This window comes from Nitrospirillum amazonense (assembly GCF_029594735.1).
Taxonomy (GTDB): domain Bacteria; phylum Pseudomonadota; class Alphaproteobacteria; order Azospirillales; family Azospirillaceae; genus Nitrospirillum; species Nitrospirillum amazonense.
On record NZ_JARPAF010000003.1, the window covers coordinates 462,552 to 483,847 of the forward strand.

The following is a 21,296-nucleotide window of genomic DNA, read 5'->3' on the forward strand; positions in this document are numbered from 1 at the left end:
ATGTATACCGTTGCATCATGTTTAAAGTTGTAAGCGAGAGCTTTCCCCTTTTGGACAGTTAGATTCGAATTTTGTAACCATTGCGGCCATATGAAATCAGAACATGCGGCAGTAACGTTGAGAACGACATCGATAACATTTTAGGAATTAACCACTTCTTTGACTCGACAGTGCGGGATTATACAGCCTCCCGAAGAAACGCGCCCGCTCAGGCGGCGCTACTGCAAGAGAAGACGGGGCATGTCTCTCGCAAGTTGGGGGCTTAAAATGACAGCTCGTGCCTTGCTCGCGTCCTTAGGGGCGCTGAGGGTTTTGTTTGTCGGGTTAATTATTAGCGGTATTTTAGGAATGTCCGCTGCATGGGCGGATAATGGCACGGCATTGCCGCCGTCCAACCGCATCTCCATCAACCTGGGCGAAACGCCATGGCGCTTCCTGAAGGACAGCGACCCGGCCAACGCCATGGATCCCGCCTATAACGACACCCCCAGCAACCCTAATCCGAACGAGGTATGGACTTCGGTCGGCGTGCCCCATTCTCCCAGCGACAACGACACCTTCCTGAATCTGAAGTCCGGTGGCGGCCAGGGTCAGCTGACGGGCAACATCACCTGGTACCGCAAGCACTTCTCGCTGGATAACGCCTACAAGACCCGCAAGATCTTCGTGGAGTTCGAGGGCGCGCACATGGGCGCCCGCGTCTTCATCAACGGCCATTTCATCCCGGGCAACAGCCTGGTGAATCCCAACGCCACCCACGTCGTTGGCTTCGTGCCGTTCATCGTCGACATCACGGACTATGTGAAGTTCGACGGCGCCGACAACGTGCTGGCGGTCAAGGTGGCGCGCGGCGACACCTTCTTCACCAACCCCAATTTCTCCGGCGCCTTCCGCTTCGGCCAGGCCGACAGCGGGCTGTTCCGCCCGGTGTGGATGTACATCACCGATCGGGTGCACATCCCGCGCAACACTTACGCCGTGCTGAACACCTGGGGCACCTACGTCTCCACGCTCAGCGCCAGCGACGCATCAGCCACCGTTCGGGTGCAGACCAACGTCGCCAATGAGTACGCCAACGCCCAGACGGTGACGCTGAACACCCAGATCGTGGACGCGTCGGGCAACGTGGTGGCGTCCGCCCAGGACACCAAGACGCTGGCCTCGGCGCCGCTGCCCGCCGTGCCGGCGCAGAACGCGCCTGAAACGGCCCCGCCACCCGCCACCTTCGACCAGACGCTGACGGTCGACCACCCCACCCTCTGGTACCCGAACAACAGCCAGTGGGGCCGCCCCTACATGTACACGGTGGTGCACACCGTCAGCGTGGACGGCGTCGTGGTCGACGCCACCACCACGCCGCTGGGCATCCGCACCATCGCCTGGGACCAGAACTTCCCCATCATCAACGGCCATGCCCATTACCTGTGGGGCGCGTCGGGCCGCTACGACTACCCCGCCCTGGGATCCGCCGTGCCGGAGGAACAGCAGTGGCGCGACGTGGCCCTGCTGGCCAACGCCGGTGGCAGTCTGTACCGCCCGGGCCATTCCGCCCAGGGGCCGGAGTTCCTGGCCGCCGCCGATGCCTTTGGCGTAATGATGGTCCAGCCCAGCGGCGATGGTGAGAACGGCTTCGCCCACCTGTGCCCGGGCGACACCTATGTCGGCAACTGCACCGCCTCCACCCTCGACATCGAGATGAAGAAGGAGGTGCACCGTGACATGATTGTGCACGACCGCAACAACCCGTCCGTGCTGGCGTGGGAGGCGGACAACGGCGTCACGGACACCGGCTTCGCCCGCGCCCTGAAGTCCCTGTCGGAAACCTGGGACCCGGTCCTGACCCGCGCCCAGTCCGACCGCACGCCCGATGCCGCCAACGGCGACATCCTGGGCTGCTCGGGCGACGGCTGCGACATCGGCGTGAAGCGCGACAACCCCAACGTTCCGGCCTGGGGCTCGGAATACTGGGACAACGGCGTCGGCCGCGACCTCTACGACTTCGAACTGCCCTTCGCCGCGCTGTACATGAAGCAGTGGGTGCAGAGCGTGGCCATGAAGTCCTTCGGCATGGCCCACTGGTACCTGGCCGACACGCCCGGCGAGATCGTGACCCAGGTTGACGGCCCCGGTTCCCCCACCGGTTCCGCCAGCGGCCACACCCCCGAAAGCATCCGCGGCAACGGCGCCTCGATGATGGACGCCAACCGCATTCCCCGCCTGCTCTACCACATCTACCAGGCGGCCTGGACCCCGTACGACACCCGGCCGGTCGTGAAGCTGGCCTATCACTGGAACCGCGTGGGCCAGGTGCGGGTCAACGCCTTCTCCAACTGCCCGTCCGTGCGCCTGCTGCTGAACGGCCAGCGCCAGGGCGGCGACATGACGCCCAACCCGCTGACCAGCGACGTCAGCCCGGACATGACCCAGAACACCACCCTGCTGCCCACGCAGGTGCATTGGGACGTGATGTGGGCCGCGGGCACCCTGACCGCCCAGTGCCTGGACGCCAACGCCCGCGTGGTGCTGGACACCGCCGGTAATCCCATCCAGGACACCCAGGTCACCGCCGGCACGCCGGACCACATCCGCCTGACCGTCACGCCGGAACTGGTCCGGCCCAACGGCCAGCCTTTCGCGGTGCAGGCCAACGGCACCGACGCCGCCTTCATCACGGCGGAGGTGGTGGACGCCAACAATGTGCGCGTCCCCAACGTTTCCCCCACCCTGACCTTCGCGGTCAGCGGGCCCGGCACCTACCGCGGCGGCGCCGACCATTACGTCAACGACGGCCAACCCGACAGCTATCACGCCCCGGGCGACCCCAACCTGACGGCAGAGGGCGGCGTCACCCGCATCGCCGTGCGCGCCCAGTTCACCCCCGGCACCGTGACGGTCACCGCCACGGCACCCGGCCTGGGCGCCGGTACCGCCAGCTTCCAGACCGTGCCCACCACCGGGCCCAGCCTGGGTGTCAACGGCAACCTGTCCGTCCCGGCCACGCCTGCCGGCCAGCTGTCCATCGTCACCCCGCCACAGGACCAGACCGTCACCGTCGGCCAGACGGCGACCTTCACGGTGCTGAGCGCGGGGGCGGCGCCCCTGAGCTACCAATGGCAGCGGGGTGGCGTCGCCATCCCCGGCGCCACCAGCTACAGCTACACCACCCCCGCCACCAGCCTGGGCGACAACGGCGCCGCCTACAGCGTCATCGTCTCCAACGCTTCGGGCGCCAGCGTTACCTCCACGGCGGCCTTGCTGACCGTGGTGCCGCCCACCGTGCCCACCGTGCTGACCCAGCCCAAGGGGGCAACGGTCATCGCCGGCCAGAACGCCAGCTTCAGCGTCCAGGCCAACGGATCGCCGGTGCTGAAGTACCAGTGGTTCAAGAACAAGGTCCTGATCGATGGCGCCACAGGGTCGATCTACAACACGCCCGTGCTGACGCTGGCCGACAACGGCGCCAGCTACACCGTGGTGGTCACCAACACGGCGGGCAGCGTCACCTCCGACGCCGCCGTCCTGACCGTGGGGGCCGCCACCCCGCCCACCATCCTGACCCCGCCCGCCAGCCAGGCGGTGCCGGTGAACCAGACGGTGGTACTGTCGGTCCTGGCCTCGGGCACGGCGCCGCTGCATTACCAGTGGACGCATGACGGCGTGGCCGTCGGCCCCGACGCGGCCAACTTCGTCATCCCGTCGGTGCAGACGGGCGACGCCGGCGCCTACACGGTCACCGTCACCAACGTGGCGGGCACCATCACCTCCAAGCCCGCCGCCACCCTGTCGGTCAGCGGCAGCAACGGCACCAACCTGGCCCAGGGCAAGACGCCGCTGGAAAGCAGCGAGCAGAACGGCGGCCTGACCGCCAAGTACGCCTTCGACGGCAACGCCACCACCCGCTGGTCCTCCGCCCCGCAGATCGACCCGTCCTGGGTGGGCGTGGACCTGGGCTCCCTCCAGACCTTCGACGAGGTTGTCCTGGTGTGGGAGAACGCCTACGCCACGGAATACCAAATCCAGGTTTCCAACGACGAGGGCGACAACAAGACCTGGACCACCGTGTACCCGGCGGACGGCAGCATGGCCGTGGGCCACGGCGGCACGGAAACCCTGGCCTTCCCCAGCACCACCGCCCGCTTCGTGCGCATGCTGGGCAACAAGCGCGCCACGGACTACGGCTACAGCCTGTTCGAGTTCCAGGTCTACGACGTGCCCCAGTGCGGCACGGCAACGGAGCGCTACACCCTGCAGCCGGCCAAGTCGGGCACCTATGTCTCGCCCATCGCCGGCATCCCCAACGGGCCTTTTGTGCCCACCGTGGTCGACAACGTCAGCGGCCTGACCTGGCAGCAGTACGTGACCACCTTCACCCAGGCCGGCGCCCAGTTCACCCGGCCGGTGGCCGAGCAGTACTGCGCCTCCGTAGGCATGCGCGTCCCCACCCAGGACGAGGCGCTGACCATCGCCGGCAACAACTATTCGGCCTGCGCCTTCCCCAACCCCTGGACCACCTGGACCGAAACCGACGTGGCGGGTGAGACCGACCGGTCCTACTTCGTCTCCTCGGCCGGCCAGTCGTCCTCGCAGATCACCGACAACTCGCCAGGCTGGGCCCTGTGCGTGGTGGGCAAGCCGCTGGCCGCCCCCACCATCACGGCGCAGCCCGCCAACCAGACGGCGCCGCTGGGCGGCACCGCCACCTTCACCGTCGGCGTCGGCGGCCCCGGCCCCTTCAGCTACCAGTGGCTGGAGAACGGCGCGCCCATCGGCATCACCACGGTTCCCACCTTCACCACCGCACCCTTGCAGGCGACCGATGACGGCGCGTCCTTCAGCGTCATCGTCAGCAACGGCGGCGGCAGCGCCACCAGTGCCACGGCCACCCTCACCCTGAACGGCACCGCCGGCGACGGTAACGGCAACACCGGTAATGGCGGCAACGGCAACACCGGCGGCAACACCGGGGGCGGCAACAACAATGGCGGGGGCAATAACGGCGGCGGCAACGCCGATCCGCTGGCGCCGCCCACCAAGTCCCCGGCATCGGACCTGGCCGCCGGCAAGAAGGCCACGGCCACCAGCGACCAGGGCGACGGCTATCCCGCGTCGGCCGCGGTGGACGGCGACCTCAACTCCCGCTGGTCGTCCGGCTTCAGCGACACGGAATCGATCACGGTCGATCTCGGTGCCGTCCAGACCGTGGACCGCGTGGTCCTGCGCTGGGAAGCCGCTTACGGCGTGGGTTATCTGATCGAGGTGTCGACGGACAACAAGTCCTGGAAGACGGTGCACACCGAAACCCAGGGCAAGGGCGGGGTCGATGACATCCGCTTCGACGCCACCCAGGCGCAGTTCGTGCGGATGAGCGGCACCAAGCGCTCCAGCCAGTACGGCTACAGCCTGTTCGAGTTCGAGGTCTACAACACCGCCACCACGCCGCAGTACACCCTGACCGCCACGGCCGGGGCCAACGGCGCCATCCTGCCCGGCACGGTGTCGGTCCTGGCCGGCGCCAGCCAAACCTTCACCTTCCAGCCGGCCAACGGCTTCGCTGCCACCGGCGTGACGGCGGACGGCCAGAGCGTGGGGCAGGTGGCCAGCTACACCTTCACCAACATCCAGGCCGCCCACACCGTGGCCGCCACGTTCAGCGTCTCTTCGGCGGCGGTGGACCTGGCCTTGCACCAGCCGGCCACCTCCAGCGAGCTGGAGAACGCGGGCTACCCCGCCGGCAACGCGGTCGACGGCGACCCCAACACCCGCTGGTCGTCCGCCGTCGGGCCCACCGCGTGGTTGCAGGTGGATTTGGGCACGCCCAAGGCCTTCAACCGCGTGGTGCTGAGCTGGGAGAACGCCTACGCCGTGGGCTATCAGGTCCAGGTGTCCAACGTGGGTGGTGCTGATGACCAGAACTGGACCACGGTCCATCCCGAAACCAACGGCAAGGGCGGGATCGAGGACATCACCTTCACCGAAGTGACCGCCCAGTATGTGCGCCTGAAGCTGACCCAGCGGTCCGGCCCCTACGGCTACAGCCTCTGGTCCTTCCAGGTGTACGACATGCCGACCCCGCCGACGCTGACGGCCCAGCCCGCCAACGTCACGGTGATGGCCGGCCAGACCGCGCAGTTCACCGTGGCCGCCACCGGCACCGCCCCCTTCACCTACCAGTGGTACGTGAACGGGCAGCTGGCGGCGACCACCGATGCCCCCCTGTTCACCACCAAGAGCCTGACCACCGCCGACAGCGGCACCACCGTCAGCGTCGTCATCAGCAACGTGGCCGGCACCGTCACCAGCGGCAGCGCCACGGTGACGGTGACCGCCCCGCCCCAAACGGGGACCGGTTCGGGTGACACGGGTAATGGAAACACCGGTAACGGCAACACGGGCACCGGGGGCACGCCGCCGGTCTCCACCAACGCCAACCTGGCCCTGGGCGTCACCATGACGGCCAGCGGCACGGAGAATGACGGCTACCCCGCCGGCAACGCCGCCGACGGCAGCACCAACTCGCGCTTCTCCTCCAACTTCGACGACCAGGCTTGGCTGCAGGCCGACCTGGGCGCGGTGCGGGCGCTGAACCGGATGGTCCTGCGGTGGGAAAACGCCTACGGCGTGGGCTACGTGATCCAGACCTCCGCGGACGGCAAGTCCTGGAACGACGCCTACACCCAGACCAACGGCAAGGGCGGGGACGAGGATCTGTCCTTCGCCACCGTGAACGCCCGTTATGTCCGCCTGCAGGGGGTGAAGCGCTCTTCCGGCTACGGCTACAGCCTGTTTGAGTTCGAGGTCTACAACACCGCCAGCACGCCCCGCTTCACCGTCACGGCGACGGCGGGCGACAACGGCGCCATCACCCCGGCCGGCGCCACCCAGGTGCTGCAGGGGGCCGACCCGCACTACACCTTCACCGCGGCCGACGGCTTTGTCGTCACCAAGGTGGCGGTGGACGGGCAGGACATCGGTCCCCAGGCCGGCTACACGTTCACCAACGTCCTGGGGCCGCACAGCCTGGCCGTCACCTTCGGTCCGGCCTCGGCCGGCGTCGACCTGGCGGCCGGCAAGGCGGCCACCGCCAGCGGGGTGGAGAATGACGGCTACCCTGCCGGCAACGCGGTGGACGGCAACCCCAACACCCGCTGGTCCTCCGCCTTCGTCGATCCGTCGTGGATCGCCATCGACCTCGGATCCCCACAAACCTTCAACCGCGTGGTCCTGAGCTGGGAAAACGCGCACGGCATCGCCTACCTGATCCAGGTGTCAAACGTGGGCGGCACCGACGACAAGGACTGGACCACCGTCTACACCCAGGCCGCCGGCAAGGGCGGGGTGGAGGATCTGGGCTTCACCCCCGTGACCGCCCGCTACGTCCGCCTGCTGGGCACGCAGCGGTCCAGCCCCTACGGCTACAGCCTGTTCAGCTTCCAGGTGTTCAACAACCAGGCGGACCAGGCGCCCACCATCACCAGTCAGCCGCAAAACCAGACCGTGGGCCTGGGCCAGAGCGCCAGCTTCTCGGTCACGGTCAGCGGCACGGGCCCCTTCACCTACCAGTGGCAGCGCAACGGGGCCGATATCGCCGGCGCCACCAGCGCCAGCTACAGCACGCCGGCCACCACCAGCGCCGACGACAACGCCCAATATGCCGTCGTCGTGACGGGTCCGCAGGGCACGAAGGTGACCAGCACCCCGGCCATCCTGACGGTCAACGCCAGCGGCCTGCCCTACACGGTCTTCCCCGGCTTCGTCGGTGTCGACCTGCAGAACAACACCCACGGCGCCTACAGCGACGACCAGGTGTACGTGGCCGTCATCGGTCGCGACCCAGCCACGGGGCAGTTCGCCTGGCTGAAGCCGGACGGCACCCTGACGGCCGCCAGCGCCGCCGACAATGACGGCGCCGGCCACCTGACCAAGAACGGCCAGAACTACAGCAACTACTTCTTCACCCTGGCCCAGGCCAAGCAGCTGAAGTTGCCCAAGATGGACAGCGGGCGCGTGTTCATCGCCCTGGGTGAACCGCTGTACATCAAGATCCTGATGGATGCGAACAACCAGGTTGGTTACGCGGGCCCCAATCCGCTGAACGGCACGGACCCCAACATCAACGTCTATTACGACTGGTACGAGTTCACCTACAACGCGTCCGGCTTGTGGATTAACACCACCCAGGTGGACCAGTTCGGCCTGCCGCTGCTGGTGGACGTGTACGGTGCCAACAACACCTTCCACAAGCAGACCGGCATCAACCAGAGCCGTGCCGCGCTGTACGACGCCTATATCGCGGAGACGCCGGCGGCCTTCCATTCGGCCCCACTGTCGCCCTACCGCATCATGGCGCCCTACAACGGCACCTTCGACGTGGGCCAGGCCAACGCCACCTACTTCGACGGCTACGTCGACCAGATCTGGGCGTTCTACGCCACCAATACCCTGACCATCGACATGTGGGGCGGCGCCCGCCGCTTTGTCGGTCAGGTCCAGGGGGGCCAGATGGTGTTCAGCGAGGTCGACCTGAAGAACGGCGCCTACGTCGGCGGCAGCTACATCGTGAACAAGCCGACGACGCAGGACGTGCTGCGCGGGGCCGGCGCCCTGCACACCGGCAACGACACCGAGCTGGCGCTGGAAGCCCAGCTGTGCGCGGCCTTCAACCGCCACATCATGGACAACGCCGGGGCCTGGGCCACGCCGTCCGTCTGGTACAGCGCGGCGCCGGCCAACTTCTACGCCAAGTTCTGGCACGACCACAGCGTCGGCGGCCTGGCCTACGGCTTCGCCTACGACGACGTGTCGGACCAGAGCTCCACCATCACCACCGACACGCCGGAGCACGCGGTGTTCGGCATCGGCTGGTGACGGCGGCAACGTCAAGCAACCGAAAGGACGGCGGCGCCTGAAAAGGCGTCGCCGCTTCTTCGCATTTCAGGACCAGTGATTTAGGGGTCGAGGATGAGGGGATTTGAGAACAGGGCGCGCGAGCGGGGTTTCACCCTGCTGGAACTGCTGGTCGTGGTGCTGATCATCGGCCTGCTGGCCTCTTACGTCGGGCCCAAGTACTTCTCGCAGGTATCGAAGTCCGAGGTGACGACGGCCAAGGCGCAGATCGAGGCCTATGCCAAGGCCGTCGATAATTTTCGCCTGGACGTGGGCCGCTTCCCCACGACGGAGGAAGGGCTGGCGGCCCTGATGACCCGCCCGGCCACCGACGGCGACAAATGGAACGGCCCGTACCTGCGCAAGGACGTGATCCCTGATCCCTGGGGCCACCCCTACCTTTATCGCTCCCCCGGAGAGAAGGGCGAGTTCGCCATCACCTCCTACGGACGTGACGGCCAGCCGGGCGGCAGCGGCCCCGACGCCGACATCAGCAACGAGTAGGCGGCCAGGCGGGGATCATTTCGAATGCGGTATGAGGTCCGGGCGCTGTCGCCCGATCACCTGATGACCCAGCTGGTCCTGGATGCCCAGGATGAGGACGACGCGCGCCGCCAGGCGGCGACGCGTGGCCTGGCCGTGGCCGAGGTGCGGCCGGCCAAGGGCCTTCGCGTGCCCGCGGCCCTTGGGGGAGCGACCGCCCGCCAGTGGTCGCTGGTGCTGTTCAGCCAGGAGCTGCTGGCCCTGCTGCGTGCCGGCCTGTCCATCGTCGAGGGACTGGAGGCGCTGCTGGAGAAGGAGGCGAACGAAACCGCACGCGCCATCCTGCAGCGCCTGCTGGCCGGCCTGCGTGACGGCAAGCGCCTGTCGGTCGTGCTGGCGGAACAGCCGGCGCACTTTCCGCCCCTCTATGTCGGCATCGTCCGCGCGGCGGAGGGAACCAGCGATCTGCCCCGCTCGCTGGCGCGCTACCTTGATTACCGCCAGCGGGTGGACGGCGTGCGCGGCAAGGTGGTCAGCGCCGCCATCTATCCCTGCATCCTGGCCCTGGTGGGCGGGGCCGTGTCCTTCTTTCTGGTGGGCTACGTCGTTCCCAGCTTCGCCCAGATCTACCAGGGCACCGGCCGTTCACTGCCCTTCCTGTCGCGCCTGCTGATGGACTGGGGCCGCTTCGCCGGAGCGCATTCCGCACCGCTGGCGGCGGGCATCGTCGCCCTGGCCGCCCTGCTCGCCCTCGGTGTCCGGCACACCGTTCGGCGCGGTGGCGTGGGCCGGCTGCTGGCGGTCATCCCCGGCATGGCGGCGCGGGTGCGGATTTATGAGCTGTCGCGCCTCTATCTCACCATGGGCATGCTGCTGGAAGGCGGCATCACCGTGGTCGCGGCCATGGCGTCCATCCAGGGCATGATGTCGGCCGACGTGGCCGCCCGCCTGCGGCTGGCCAGCGACGCCGTGCAGGCCGGCACGCCCCTGTCCGACGCCTTCGAGGCCCAGGGCCTGGCCACGCCCATCTCGCTGCGCATGCTGCGCGTGGGGGAACGCTCGGGCGAACTGGGTGCCATGTTGACCCGCTCCGCCGAGTTCTACGACGGGGAGATCGGGCGCTGGATCGACCGCTTCACCCGCATCTTCGAACCGCTGCTCATGGCCGCCATCGGCATCATCGTCGGCGCCATCGTCGTGCTGCTCTACATGCCCATCTTCGACCTGGCGGACAGCCTGCAATGAGCCAAGACGCGCCCCTTCTAGCATTGGATGACGAAGCCCTGCTGCGCCAGGCGCGGCGGGCCGCCCTGGCCAGCCGGCGCGGCACGCTGGCGGAGTTCGAGGCCCTGGCCGGCGGGGAACCGCGCCAGCGCCTGCACCGCCTGGGCCAGGTGTTGGGCCTGCCCGTGCTGGAGACGGCGGCCATGCTGGCCCTGACGCCGGCCCTGGACCTGCTGCCCCTGCCCCGCGCCATGCAGCGCCATTGCGCCCTGCTGCGCCAGGACCGCGGCGGCCTGCTGGCGGCCGTCCCCGATCCCTTCGACGCCGACCTGCTGACCTGGCTGGAAACCCAGGCGGGGGGGGCGGTAGGGGTTGCCCTAGCCCTGCCGGCCGACATCCACGCCTATCTGTCCAAGCTGGAAGAGTCCGTGCGCGCTATGGACAGCGTGGTCCAGGCCGGCGACGGCGACCGCCGCGACGGCCGCACCGCCGCCATCCTGTCCTTCGCCAGCGTCAGCGAGGCCGCCAGCCCGGCGGTGAAGTTGGTCAACTCCACCCTCTACGACGCGCTGAAGGCCGGCGCATCGGACATCCATATGGAAAGCACGGCCACCGGCCTGGCCATCAAGTACCGCGTCGACGGGGTGCTGGACCGGGGCACGGCAATCAATGGCACCGAAACGGCGGAGCAGGTCATCAGCCGCCTGAAGGTTCTGGCCGAGTTGGACATCGCCGAACGCCGCGTGCCGCAGGACGGCAGCTTCCGGGTGGAGGCGGCGGGCCGGGAGATCGACCTGCGCGTCTCCATCATGCCCAGCATCCATGGCGAGGACGCCGTCATCCGCATCCTGGACAAGCGCGCCATGATGGCGGCCTACGGCGCGCTGAGCCTGGAAACGCTGGGCTTCGACGCCGCCTCGCTGGCCATCCTGCGGGAGTTGGCGGAGGAACCCCACGGCATGCTGCTGGTCACCGGCCCCACCGGCTCGGGCAAGACCACCACGCTCTATGCCGCCCTGACGGAAATCCACAACGGGCGCGACAAGATCATCACCATCGAGGATCCGGTGGAATACCAGCTCCCGGGCATCCTCCAGATCCCGGTGAACGAGCGTAAGGGCCTGACCTTCGCCAAGGGCTTGCGCAGCATCCTGCGGCACGATCCCGACAAGATCATGGTGGGCGAGATCCGCGACCGGGAAACGGCGGAGATCGCGGTGCAGTCGGCCCTGACGGGGCACCTGGTGCTGACCACCGTGCACGCCAACAGCGTGTTCGACGTCTTCGGCCGCTTCACCCACATGGGCATCGACCCCTACGCCTTCGTCTCCGCCCTAAACGGCATCTGGGCCCAGCGCCTGATCCGCGTGAACTGTCCCCATTGCGCCACCGACTACGCGCCGGAGGACGGGGAGTTGCAGCGCCTGGGCCTGACGGGGGAAGCCATCGCCGGCTTCCGCTTCCGCCGCGGCCTGGGCTGTGGCGATTGCCGGGGCACGGGCTACAAGGGCCGGCGCGCCATCGCCGAGATCCTGACCCTGACGGATGAGCTGCGCGAGATGGTGGTGGAGAAAAGCCCCATACGCCTGATCAAGGACACGGCCTATCGCAACGGTACGCGCATGCAATAAGGGCGGGCCAATTAGGGGGGAAGCCCGATAGGATGGGGCGGCGCGGGGGCCGCCCCATCACTTTTCAACCACGGGGACCGCGTGGGGCCTGGGGCCCCAACGCTTCCACCGCCACGTGCAGCAGCCGCCCGACGCCTTCGGCGTAATCCCGGCTGGCCTTGACCGCGAAAGCCTGGCCGAAGCGCTGCAGATCCAGCGGTGTATGGCATGCCGACAGGGCCTTGCACGCCTCGCAGTCCTCGTGGAAGCGCCCCTCCCAAAGCCGCACCAGCTCCTGGACGGTGCCCAGCATGCCTTGGGTCCAGCGTCCATAGACACTGTGGACGTCGTCCAGCCAGGCGACGTTGCCGGTCAAAACCTCTTCCATGACGCCTTTCGCCAAGGTCCCGGCCGGGTTCAGGGGTTGCGTACCATCAGGCATGATGACCTCCATTTCTTCAGGTGTGGATGTCGAGCGGATTGGGCCCTGTGAAATGCGGCGGGCTTGACGCGTCCCGGGCGGATGGTGCCGTGCCGCCGTGCCGGGCCAAGGCCGGCAGGTCGGTGGCCAACGACGCCAGGACCATCAGGTCCCGGGCCGCAAGGACGCCGACCAGGCGGCCGTGGTCCAGGACCCACAGCCGGTGGCGCCCGGCCTCGCCCAGCCGGCGGAGCGCGTCGACCACGCCGGCGTCGGCGGCGATGAAGTCCAGCTCCCCGCACGGCACCATGATGTCGCGGACCGGGGTCGCGGCCCATTCGTCGGGCGTCAGGGTGGCCACCTGCGGGATGCCGACGACGCCCATGACGCGGCCATCCCAGACCACCGGAAAGCTGCGGTGGTGATAGCGGTAGACATAGCGGGTGAGGAAATCACCGACGACGGCCTGCGGACTGACGAAAATGGGATCCGGCGTCATGACGTCGGCCACGCGCATCCCGCCCAGGACCGTACGCACCTGCATGTCCCGGTAGCCGCTGGCGGCGGCGTTCCGAAGGAACATGCCGATGACCACCCCCCACAAGCCGCCCATGACATCGCCGGTCGCGGTGTTCCAGAAGCCCAGCGCGATGAGGAACAAGCCGAACAGGTCACCGCAGGCCGCCGAGACATGGGTGGCCCAGGCATAGTCGCCCCGCAGCCGCCACAGTGCCGCGCGCAGCGCCCGGCCGCCGTCCAGCGGGAAGGCAGGCACCAGGTTGAACAGCGCCAGATAGGCGTTGAGCTGGCCCAGATAGGCGAGGGTGGTGGCCGCCGCCGGCCAGCCGCCCAGAACCGGAAGCGGCTGCGACACCGCCCAGCAGGCGAGAGCGATGACTCCACTGGCGGCGGGGCCCGCGATCGCCACCAGGAACTCGTGCGACGGCTTGCCGGGCTCGTCCGCGATTTCGGCCACGCCGCCGAAGACGAACAGGGTGATGCCGTTGATCCGCATGCCGAAAGCGCGCGCCACCACGCTGTGCGCCAGTTCATGCAACAGGACGCAGACGAACAGGCCCAGCGTCCCCGCCACCGCCATCCACAGATAGACTGGCCTCGGCATGCCGGGAAGCAGCGCGGGGAACACCCCCGCCGCCAGCGACCACCCGATCAGGGCCGCCACGAAGAACCAGGACAGGTCCACAAAAATGGGAATGCCGAGCACATGCGGCAATTTGAGGCGAGCTGAGGCCATGACTCCTCCCCTTCCCGGCCCGCCGATGGGGAAGGCCCCTTGCGGGCCGTGACGGCACTATGCGCCCATGCCGGCACAGGCGCCTTGCGATGCATCAAGGCCGCCGCCGCCACGGCTGCCATGATGGGTATGGCCGGCCCCATGCCGCGGACCGGCGATAGGAGGCACCCCATGACCGCCGCCGTCCCCGCCACCATCCTGCCCCATGCCACGCCCCGGCGCGCGCGCCGTCCGGCACCACAGCCAACCGCGGCCGTGCCGCTGCCGCCATCACCACCCGCAGCGGACGCCGATCCGGATTTTCGCGCCCTCGACCGTGCCCTGCGCGCCACGGCGGCGCGGATGACGCAGGGACTTTCGCCGTCGGTGCTGCTGGAAGCATGGACGGACTGGGCCTCGCATTTGTCGGCCAGCCCCGGACGGCGTCTGGGCTGGGCACTGGCGGCGGCGGATGCCGCCGGGCAATTCGCCGTGTGGCTGGCGGAAGCGTCCGCCGCGGGCGATGCCGCGCCCCTGGTCGATCCGCAACCCGGTGACCATCGCTTCGCCGACCCCGTCTGGCGGCAATGGCCCCACGTGGCCGTGGCCCAGGCCTATCTGCTGGGCGAAAGGCTGCTGCTGGATGCCGCCCGACGCGTGCCCGGCGTGGCGCGCCAGCATGAGAACGAATTGGCCTTTCTCTTCAGCCAGTGGGCCGACGTCCTGTCGCCCACCAACGTGCCCTGGCTGAACCCCGTCATCATGGGGCACACGCTGCAGGAGGGCGGCGCGAACTTGGCGCGCGGCTGGCTGAACTGGATGGAGGATGCCAACCGCCTGATGAAGGGCGCACCACCGGCCGGCGCGGAGGAGTTCCAGGTGGGCCGCGACGTAGCGCTGACGCCGGGCGCGGTCATCTACCGCAACCGGTTGATGGAGGTGATCCAATACGCGCCGGCCACACCCACCGTTCATGCGGAGCCGGTGCTGATCATCCCCGCCTGGATCATGAAATACTACATCCTGGACCTGCGGCCGGAGAATTCGCTGGTGCGCTGGCTGGTGGGGCGCGGCCACACCGTCTTCATGGTGTCATGGAAGAACCCTGATGCCGGCGACCGGGATTTGAGCCTGGATGATTACCGCCGCCTGGGGGTCATGGCGGCCCTGGATGCGGTCACCGCCGCCGTCCCAGGCGAGCGGATTCACGCCTGCGGCTATTGCCTGGGCGGCACCATCCTGTCCATCGCCGCCGCCACCATGGCCCGCGACGGGGACGACAGGCTGGCCAGCCTGTCCCTTCTGGCGGCCCAGACCGATTTCGCCGAGGCCGGCGAGCTGATGCTGTTCCTGGATGAACGCCAGGTCAGCCTGCTGGAGGACCTGATGTGGACGCAGGGTTACCTCAGCGGCGGCCAGATGTCCGGCGCCTTCCAGTTGCTGCGCCCCAACGACCTGATCTGGTCGCGCTTCATCCGCGACTACCTGCTGGGCGACCGCGAGCCCATGACCGACCTGATGGCCTGGAACGCCGACACCACGCGCATGCCGGCGCGCATGCACGGCGAATACCTGCGCGGCCTGTTCCTGGAAAACCGCCTGTCCGCCGGCCGCTTCGCCGTGGAAGGGCGGGTGGTCGCGCTGCGCGACATCAAGGTGCCGATCTTCGCCCTGGGCACCGCGCGCGACCATGTCGCCCCCTGGCGTTCGGTCTACAAGATCAACCTGTTCAGCGACACCGCCGTCACCTTCACCCTGGTATCCGGCGGGCACAACGTGGGCATCGTCAACCCGCCGGTGGCGGAGCGGGGCAGCTATCAGATCCTCACCCGGCAGCATGAGCAGCGATACGTCGATCCCGACACCTGGGCGGCCTCGGCACCCAGCCACGGCGGTTCCTGGTGGCCGGCGTGGGAGGCGTGGTTGCGCGACACGGGAAAGGCGGCCCAGGTGGCGCCGCCGCGGCCATCGACAACGCTGTGTCCGGCACCCGGCGAGTACGTGCACCAGGCGTGAGGCAGGGCAACCCTCCGGGCGCCGGGTGGCGCCCGGAGGGTTGCCTGGGCCGGAACTCGTCCGCCCCTTACCATCCGCTCCTCACCATCCGTTGGTCAGGACGATCTTGCCGCGCGCACGTCCGGACGCCTGGTGACGGAACGCCGCCACGGCATCGCGGCCCGGCAACGTCCGGTCAATCAGCACCTCGACCCCGGCGGCGACCTTGTCCATGACGCCAGCCAGCCGGACGGCATCCGACCTGTGGAAGACGAACGCCGCCTCCACGCCATGTGCCTTCGCGAAAGCCTCATCCGGCGGGGCGGCGATGGAGGCCAGGAAACCGCCGGCGCGCAGCACCTCGTAGGACCGGGCCTGCGTGTCGCCGCCGATGGTGTCCAGGACCACGTCCACGTCTGAGACGCGTTTGGTGAAATCCTGGTTACGGTAGTCGATCACGAGATCGGCACCTAAGCGTTCCACGATAGCGATGCCGTCGCCGGACGCGGTGGCCACCACCCGCGCGCCGGCATGGCGGGCGAACTGGATGGCGAAGCTGCCGACCCCGCCTGCGCCGGCATGGATGAGTATCGTCTGCCCAGCCCCCAGCCGGGCGACCTCGAACAACGCCTGCCAGGCCGTGCCTGCGGCTGTCGGGACACCGGCGGCCTGCTCAAAGGTGAGGGCATCGGCCACACGCACCAGTTGGTCGGCCGGAACCACCGCGAACTCCGCCAAGGCGCCGCCGCTGGTCGGCGCCGTCCGGGCCACGACCTGGTCACCGATGCTCCAGCCCGACACGCCGTCGCCCACGGCCTCGATGGTGCCGCTGAGGTCGCTTCCCAACGTATAGGGGAAGGTCAACGGGAAGAAGGCCTCCATATAGCCGCGCTGCAGCTTCACATCGAGCGGGTTCAGGCTGGCGGCTGCAACGCGCACCAGCACGTCGCCCGCCCCAGGCCGGGGCATATCGACGGTGTCGATGACCGGATCCGCCCCGTAGCCATGAATACGAAACGCTTTCATCGTCACTTCTCCCCAGTGCCCAGGGCGCCCACCTGATGCAGCCAGCCGAACCAGTCCTCCAGGTGCCACGTATGGGTGACGCGCCCGTCCCGCACATAATGGAACTCGTGGATCGGGATGGTGAAACGGCTGCCGGTCGGCGCCACGCCGAACCATTCGCCCTGGTGGGTGCCCGTTATTTCGGCGCGGACAGCCGCCCGGCCCGGCGCGCCGATCAGTTCGTGGATGATGATACGCACGTCGGGGAAGGCGGCGCTGAAGGCGCGGACCAGCGGCTTCATGCCCTCGCGGCCCGGGGCTTGGCCGGGGGCGAGGGGAATGTCCTGCCAGTCCGTGGCCAGCGCCTCCTCCAGAAGGTCGGGATTATGGTCGGAAAAGGCGCGGTAGAGCGTTTCGATCGCGACGCGATCCCGCTCGGCGAGCCCATTGGATGTGACGATAGGGTCCTGCGACATGGACTGTCTCCTTGTTGACGCCTTCCAAAGCTAGGCAATCGACCAACATTCTTGAAATCGATAGTCTATATGTGGAAACATCCATGGCATGGATTTGCATGGCATCGACCTCAACCTGCTGGTCGCCTTCGACGCGCTGATGGCGGAGCGAAGCGTCACGCGGGCGGGCAAGCGGATAGGACGCACCCAGCCGGCCATGAGCGCCGCGCTGGCCCGGCTGCGCGCGCTGTTCGGGGATGAACTGTTCGTCCGCAGCCCATCGGGGTTGCAACCCACCCAGCGCGCCAGCGACCTGGCGGAGCCCCTGGGCCGGGCGCTGGCTGAGATCAGCCGGACGCTGGAGTTTACCCAGCGCTTCAACCCCGCCACGTCGTCGCAGGCGTTCACGCTGGCCCTGTCCGATCATCCGGCCCTGGTGCTGCTGCCGCGGCTGACCGAAGCCCTGCGGCAACGGGCGCCCAATGTGACGCTGCGCATCAACGCCTTCACCCATCGGGACGACGCCGTCGCCATCCTGGACGCCGGCGACGCCGACCTGACGATCAGCGTCCCGCCCCGCCAGCCGGTGGGCGGCCGTATCCTCAGCCAGCCGCTGTTTGAGGAGCGCTTCGTCTGCATCATGCGGCGCGGCCATCCGGCCGCCTCGGAGATGCTGGATCTGCCGACGTTCCTCAGCCTGTCCCATCTTCTCGTCTCGCCGGAGGGGGAGCGGTTCGGCCAGGTCGACGCCGCGCTGGCGGCGATGGGTTTGCGCCGCCGCATCGCCTTGTCGCTGCCGCAGATGTACGCCGCCCCTCCCCTGGTGGCCCGCTCCGACCTTATCGCCACCCTGATGGAGGGTGCGGTCGACGCGTCCGCAGCGCGCGATGATCTGCTGATTCTGCCGCCGCCGGTCGCGCTGGGCACCGTGTCGTTCGCCATGTCCTGGCACCGCCGGAACGACGCCCATCCGGTCCAGCGCTGGCTTCGCGAAACGTTGTCGAGCCTTTATGCGATCCAGCCCGCGCAGGGCTGATCATCGAGGCAGCGGCGTTTTCCAAATTTGGAAATCGAACTGCCATTTTCTTGCATTTCTTTCCGAGACCGGCGGAGCCAATCTGGCGTCACGACATAGATGACGCCCGCCCTCTGGTCCTCCCGCGCCCGTCAAGGCGCCGCGTCGCCACGAGGCTGGCCAACAAATCACCACCACCAACCGACATGGCGCCCGCGCCCCCGCGGCCCGCATGCGCCGTCGCGTCTTCAGGAGAGGAAGATGAAATACAAGACATTGGGAAATACCGGCCTTCTGGTCTCGCAACTCTGTCTCGGGACCATGACGTTCAGCGACGGGACCGGAGTCTACGAGCATATCGGCAACGTCGGCCAGTCGGGCGCCGATGAACTGGTCAAGGCCAGCATCGATGCCGGCATCAACTTCTTCGACACGGCGGATGTCTATTCGGCCGGCGCCAGCGAGCGGACGCTGGGCCAGTCGTTCAAGAATCTGGGGATTCCCCGGAACGAGGTCGTGCTGGCGACGAAGGTCTACAGCCGGATGGGCCAGGGCCGGAATGACGTCGGCGCGTCGCGCGGCCACATCATGGACGCCGTCGAGGCCAGTCTGCGCCGGCTCCAGACCGATCACATCGACCTGTATCAGATCCACGCCACCGACACCTTGACGCCGGTAGAGGAGACGCTGCGCGCGCTCGATGATTTGGTCCGCCAGGGCAAGGTCCGTTACCTGGGCGTGTCCAACTGGCAGGCGTGGCGGATCGCGACGGCGCTGGGCGTCTCCGCGCGCCTCAACCTGGAGCGGTTCAACACGCTGCAGGCCTATTACTCGATCGCCGGGCGTGACCTGGAGCGGGAACTCAAGCCGCTGCTGGAGGCGGAGAAGATGGGCCTGCTGGTGTGGAGTCCGCTGGCCGGCGGCCTCCTGTCCGGCAAGTTCAGCCGCGAGAACCAGTCGCCGGAGGGGTCGCGCCGCTCTTCCTTCGACTTCCCGATCGTCGATAAGGAACGGGCCTGGACTGTCATCGACACGCTGAAGCCTATCGCGGCGGCGCACGGCTGCAGCCCGGCCCGCATCGCGCTGGCGTGGCTGCTGGCCAAGCCCGTCGTGACCTCGGTCATCGTCGGCGCCAAGCGGCTCAGCCAGTTGGAGGACAATATCGCCGCGACCGGCATTGTGCTCAGCGACGACGAAATCGCGGCGCTCGACGCCGTCAGCGAGTTGCCGCCGGAATACCCCGGCTGGATGCTCGCCACCCAGGGTTCCGACCGGTTAGGGCCTGTCGACCTGTGGGCCGACAAGATATCCCAGACGTCGTGATCAACGCGCGCCAGGCGCCGGATATGGCGCCTGGCGCCCCGAAAGCTCGGGATTGGCCCGCATCACTTCCTCGGTCAGAAAGTCGCCAACGGCCCGAACCCGGGCGGACGCGACAAGGTCAGCATGGGTCACCAGCCAGACCTCGGCGCTGAACATCTGATCAGGCGGAATGACCCGGATGAAGTCCTCCTTCATGGTCAGGAAATCCGGGATGACGGCCAGGCCCAGGCCGGCGCGCACGGCGGCGATCTGGGCGGGCAGGCTACTGGCGACCAGCGCGATCTTGCAGCCGGGATATTCCCGCGCCAGCCAGGTCGCGGCCGGCATGAACGCGTGGCCGTCATCCCAGGCGATGAAGTGCCGTCCGCCCAGCGGCTCGCCGGCTATGGGAGGGTGCCGCTCAATGTATTCCCTGCTGCCGTAGACCGAGTAGGTCATGTGGCCCACGCGCCTGACCGTCAGGTTGCCGCGCGTCGGCCGCACAACGCGGAGCGCTATGTCCGCCTCGCGTCTTCCAAGCTCAGCCGTGACGGTGCTGGTGATGATTTCCAGGCAGATACCGGGGTAACGGTCCCGGAACGCCGGCAGGGCGGGGATGATGAGGTCCGTCGCCAGATTCTCGGACGTCGCGAGCCGGACGGTTCCCGCCGGCGTCTTGTCGAGGCCCGCGGCACCGCGTTCCAACGCCAGGATGCCGTCTTCGACCCGTTCGGCGTACCTCAGCAACTCGCGCCCCTCGTCGGTGAGGAAGTAGCCGGTCTGATGCCGTTGGAAGAGAACCATTCCGATGCTCTCCTCGAATTCGGCGATGCGGCGACCGACGGTGGACTGGCTCACCCCGAGATCGGCGGACGTCCGGGTGAGGCTTCCGGTCCGCGCCACGGCCAGAAAATATTTGAGGTCGTTCCAGTCCATGCCCGTCATGCCCGGCCGCGTTATTGGGAGCCGGCCTTCACCCCTGGAGCAAGGATGGAGGCGAAGATCACCCGCTTGAATTGCTCGATGGGTTGGGGGGACCGGTCCACTTTCATGCGCATCATAGCGCCCTCCCAGGCGGAGAGAAGAAAGGTCGCGACGTCGCCGGCATCGAGATCGTCCCGGATCTCGCCCGATTCCTGGCCGGCACGCACAGCCTCGGCGAACGCGTCCGTGAGGGCGCGGCAAACCTCGACCAGATGGGCGCGCAGCACGTCGCTCTGTTCCGGCACCTCAAGGCTCATGTTGCCGACAAGGCAGCCGTATCGCCAGCCAGCCGCTTCCAGCCGTTCGGTGATGGCATCGAAATAGGCACGCAACCGTTCGACGGCCGGCCGGCCTTTATCACGCAGCGTGCCCTCCATGATCGCCTGTGTGCGCTCATGGTAGCGATCGAGGATGGTGGCGGCGAAAGCCTCCTTCGATCGGAAATGGTTGGTGAAGCAGCCCTGGGGCACGCCGGCATCACTGGTGATCTCGCGCACGCCGGCACCGGCGTATCCACGCTCGTGCACCGTACGCACCCCGGACTCGATGATTTTTTCGCGAAGGGACGGTCTGGCCATTGCTAATAAATACAGTTGGACGTATTGCTTGGCAAGCACAGTTCCGCCGACGGCCCCTGAACGCTCACGGGGGATCCCCCGCGTGGAAGTGCCCAGCGCGACAATCC

Annotated in this window: 13 protein-coding genes; 7 read left to right on the forward strand and 6 right to left on the reverse strand. The window is 67.9% G+C overall.

From position 1 onward, the window contains the following. Window positions 1–348 precede the first annotated feature (348 nt). The 4 genes from P5F91_RS20250 (at window position 349) to P5F91_RS20265 (ending at window position 12,221) form a co-directional block, all read left to right on the forward strand. Complete coding sequence (locus P5F91_RS20250) at window positions 349–8,865, forward strand: discoidin domain-containing protein (RefSeq protein ID WP_277908098.1); 8,517 nt, start codon at window positions 349–351, stop codon at window positions 8,863–8,865. Between the two features lie 93 nt (window positions 8,866–8,958). Beyond that, the gene (gspG, locus tag P5F91_RS20255; RefSeq protein ID WP_145611881.1) at window positions 8,959–9,387 is read left to right on the forward strand and encodes a type II secretion system major pseudopilin GspG; all 429 of its coding nucleotides are present in this window, start codon (window positions 8,959–8,961) and stop codon (window positions 9,385–9,387) included. Window positions 9,388–9,411: 24 nt separating this feature from the next. After that, window positions 9,412–10,611, forward strand: coding sequence for a type II secretion system F family protein (locus tag P5F91_RS20260; RefSeq protein WP_277908099.1), 1,200 nt, complete (start codon window positions 9,412–9,414; stop codon window positions 10,609–10,611). Beyond that, a complete protein-coding gene (locus P5F91_RS20265) occupies window positions 10,608–12,221 on the forward strand; it encodes a GspE/PulE family protein (RefSeq protein ID WP_277908100.1) in 1,614 nt (537 codons plus the stop codon). The genes P5F91_RS20260 and P5F91_RS20265 overlap by 4 nt, the downstream gene beginning before the upstream one ends. 64 nt (window positions 12,222–12,285) lie before the next feature. On the opposite strand, the gene P5F91_RS20270 is transcribed toward P5F91_RS20265, so the two are convergent. Together P5F91_RS20270 and P5F91_RS20275 are read right to left on the reverse strand one after the other, a co-directional pair. Further along, window positions 12,286–12,642, reverse strand: coding sequence for a hypothetical protein (locus P5F91_RS20270; RefSeq protein WP_277908101.1), 357 nt, complete (start codon window positions 12,640–12,642; stop codon window positions 12,286–12,288). Window positions 12,643–12,658: 16 nt separating this feature from the next. Then, window positions 12,659–13,876 (reverse strand): site-2 protease family protein, encoded by a 1,218-nt coding sequence (locus P5F91_RS20275; RefSeq protein WP_145612027.1) that lies wholly within the window; start codon window positions 13,874–13,876, stop codon window positions 12,659–12,661. A 171-nt stretch (window positions 13,877–14,047) separates the two neighbouring features. On the opposite strand from P5F91_RS20275, the gene P5F91_RS20280 reads away from it, so the two are divergent. Beyond that, a complete protein-coding gene (locus P5F91_RS20280) occupies window positions 14,048–15,871 on the forward strand; it encodes a PHA/PHB synthase family protein (RefSeq protein WP_186454836.1) in 1,824 nt (607 codons plus the stop codon). An 81-nt stretch (window positions 15,872–15,952) separates the two neighbouring features. Here the strand turns inward: P5F91_RS20280 and P5F91_RS20285 are convergent, their stop codons facing one another. After that, window positions 15,953–16,876 carry an NADP-dependent oxidoreductase gene (locus P5F91_RS20285; protein WP_277908102.1) on the reverse strand — a complete coding sequence of 308 codons (924 nt, stop codon included), beginning with the start codon at window positions 16,874–16,876 and terminating at the stop codon, window positions 15,953–15,955. A 2-nt stretch (window positions 16,877–16,878) separates the two neighbouring features. Next, window positions 16,879–17,331 (reverse strand): ester cyclase, encoded by a 453-nt coding sequence (locus P5F91_RS20290; protein ID WP_145612032.1) that lies wholly within the window; start codon window positions 17,329–17,331, stop codon window positions 16,879–16,881. An 88-nt stretch (window positions 17,332–17,419) separates the two neighbouring features. Between P5F91_RS20290 and P5F91_RS20295 the strand changes: the two genes are divergently transcribed. Together P5F91_RS20295 and P5F91_RS20300 are read left to right on the forward strand one after the other, a co-directional pair. Then, window positions 17,420–18,346, forward strand: a complete 927-nt coding sequence (locus tag P5F91_RS20295) for a LysR family transcriptional regulator (RefSeq protein WP_277908103.1) — start codon at window positions 17,420–17,422, stop codon at window positions 18,344–18,346. Window positions 18,347–18,586: 240 nt separating this feature from the next. Then, window positions 18,587–19,648: an aldo/keto reductase gene (locus tag P5F91_RS20300; protein ID WP_277908104.1), complete on the forward strand. Its 1,062-nt coding sequence runs from the start codon at window positions 18,587–18,589 to the stop codon at window positions 19,646–19,648. On the opposite strand, the gene P5F91_RS20305 is transcribed toward P5F91_RS20300, so the two are convergent. After that, complete coding sequence (locus P5F91_RS20305) at window positions 19,649–20,572, reverse strand: LysR family transcriptional regulator (RefSeq protein WP_277908105.1); 924 nt, start codon at window positions 20,570–20,572, stop codon at window positions 19,649–19,651. Between the two features lie 11 nt (window positions 20,573–20,583). Further along, the gene (locus P5F91_RS20310) at window positions 20,584–21,228 is read right to left on the reverse strand and encodes a TetR/AcrR family transcriptional regulator (protein WP_277908106.1); all 645 of its coding nucleotides are present in this window, start codon (window positions 21,226–21,228) and stop codon (window positions 20,584–20,586) included. Between the last annotated feature and the right edge of the window lie 68 nt (window positions 21,229–21,296).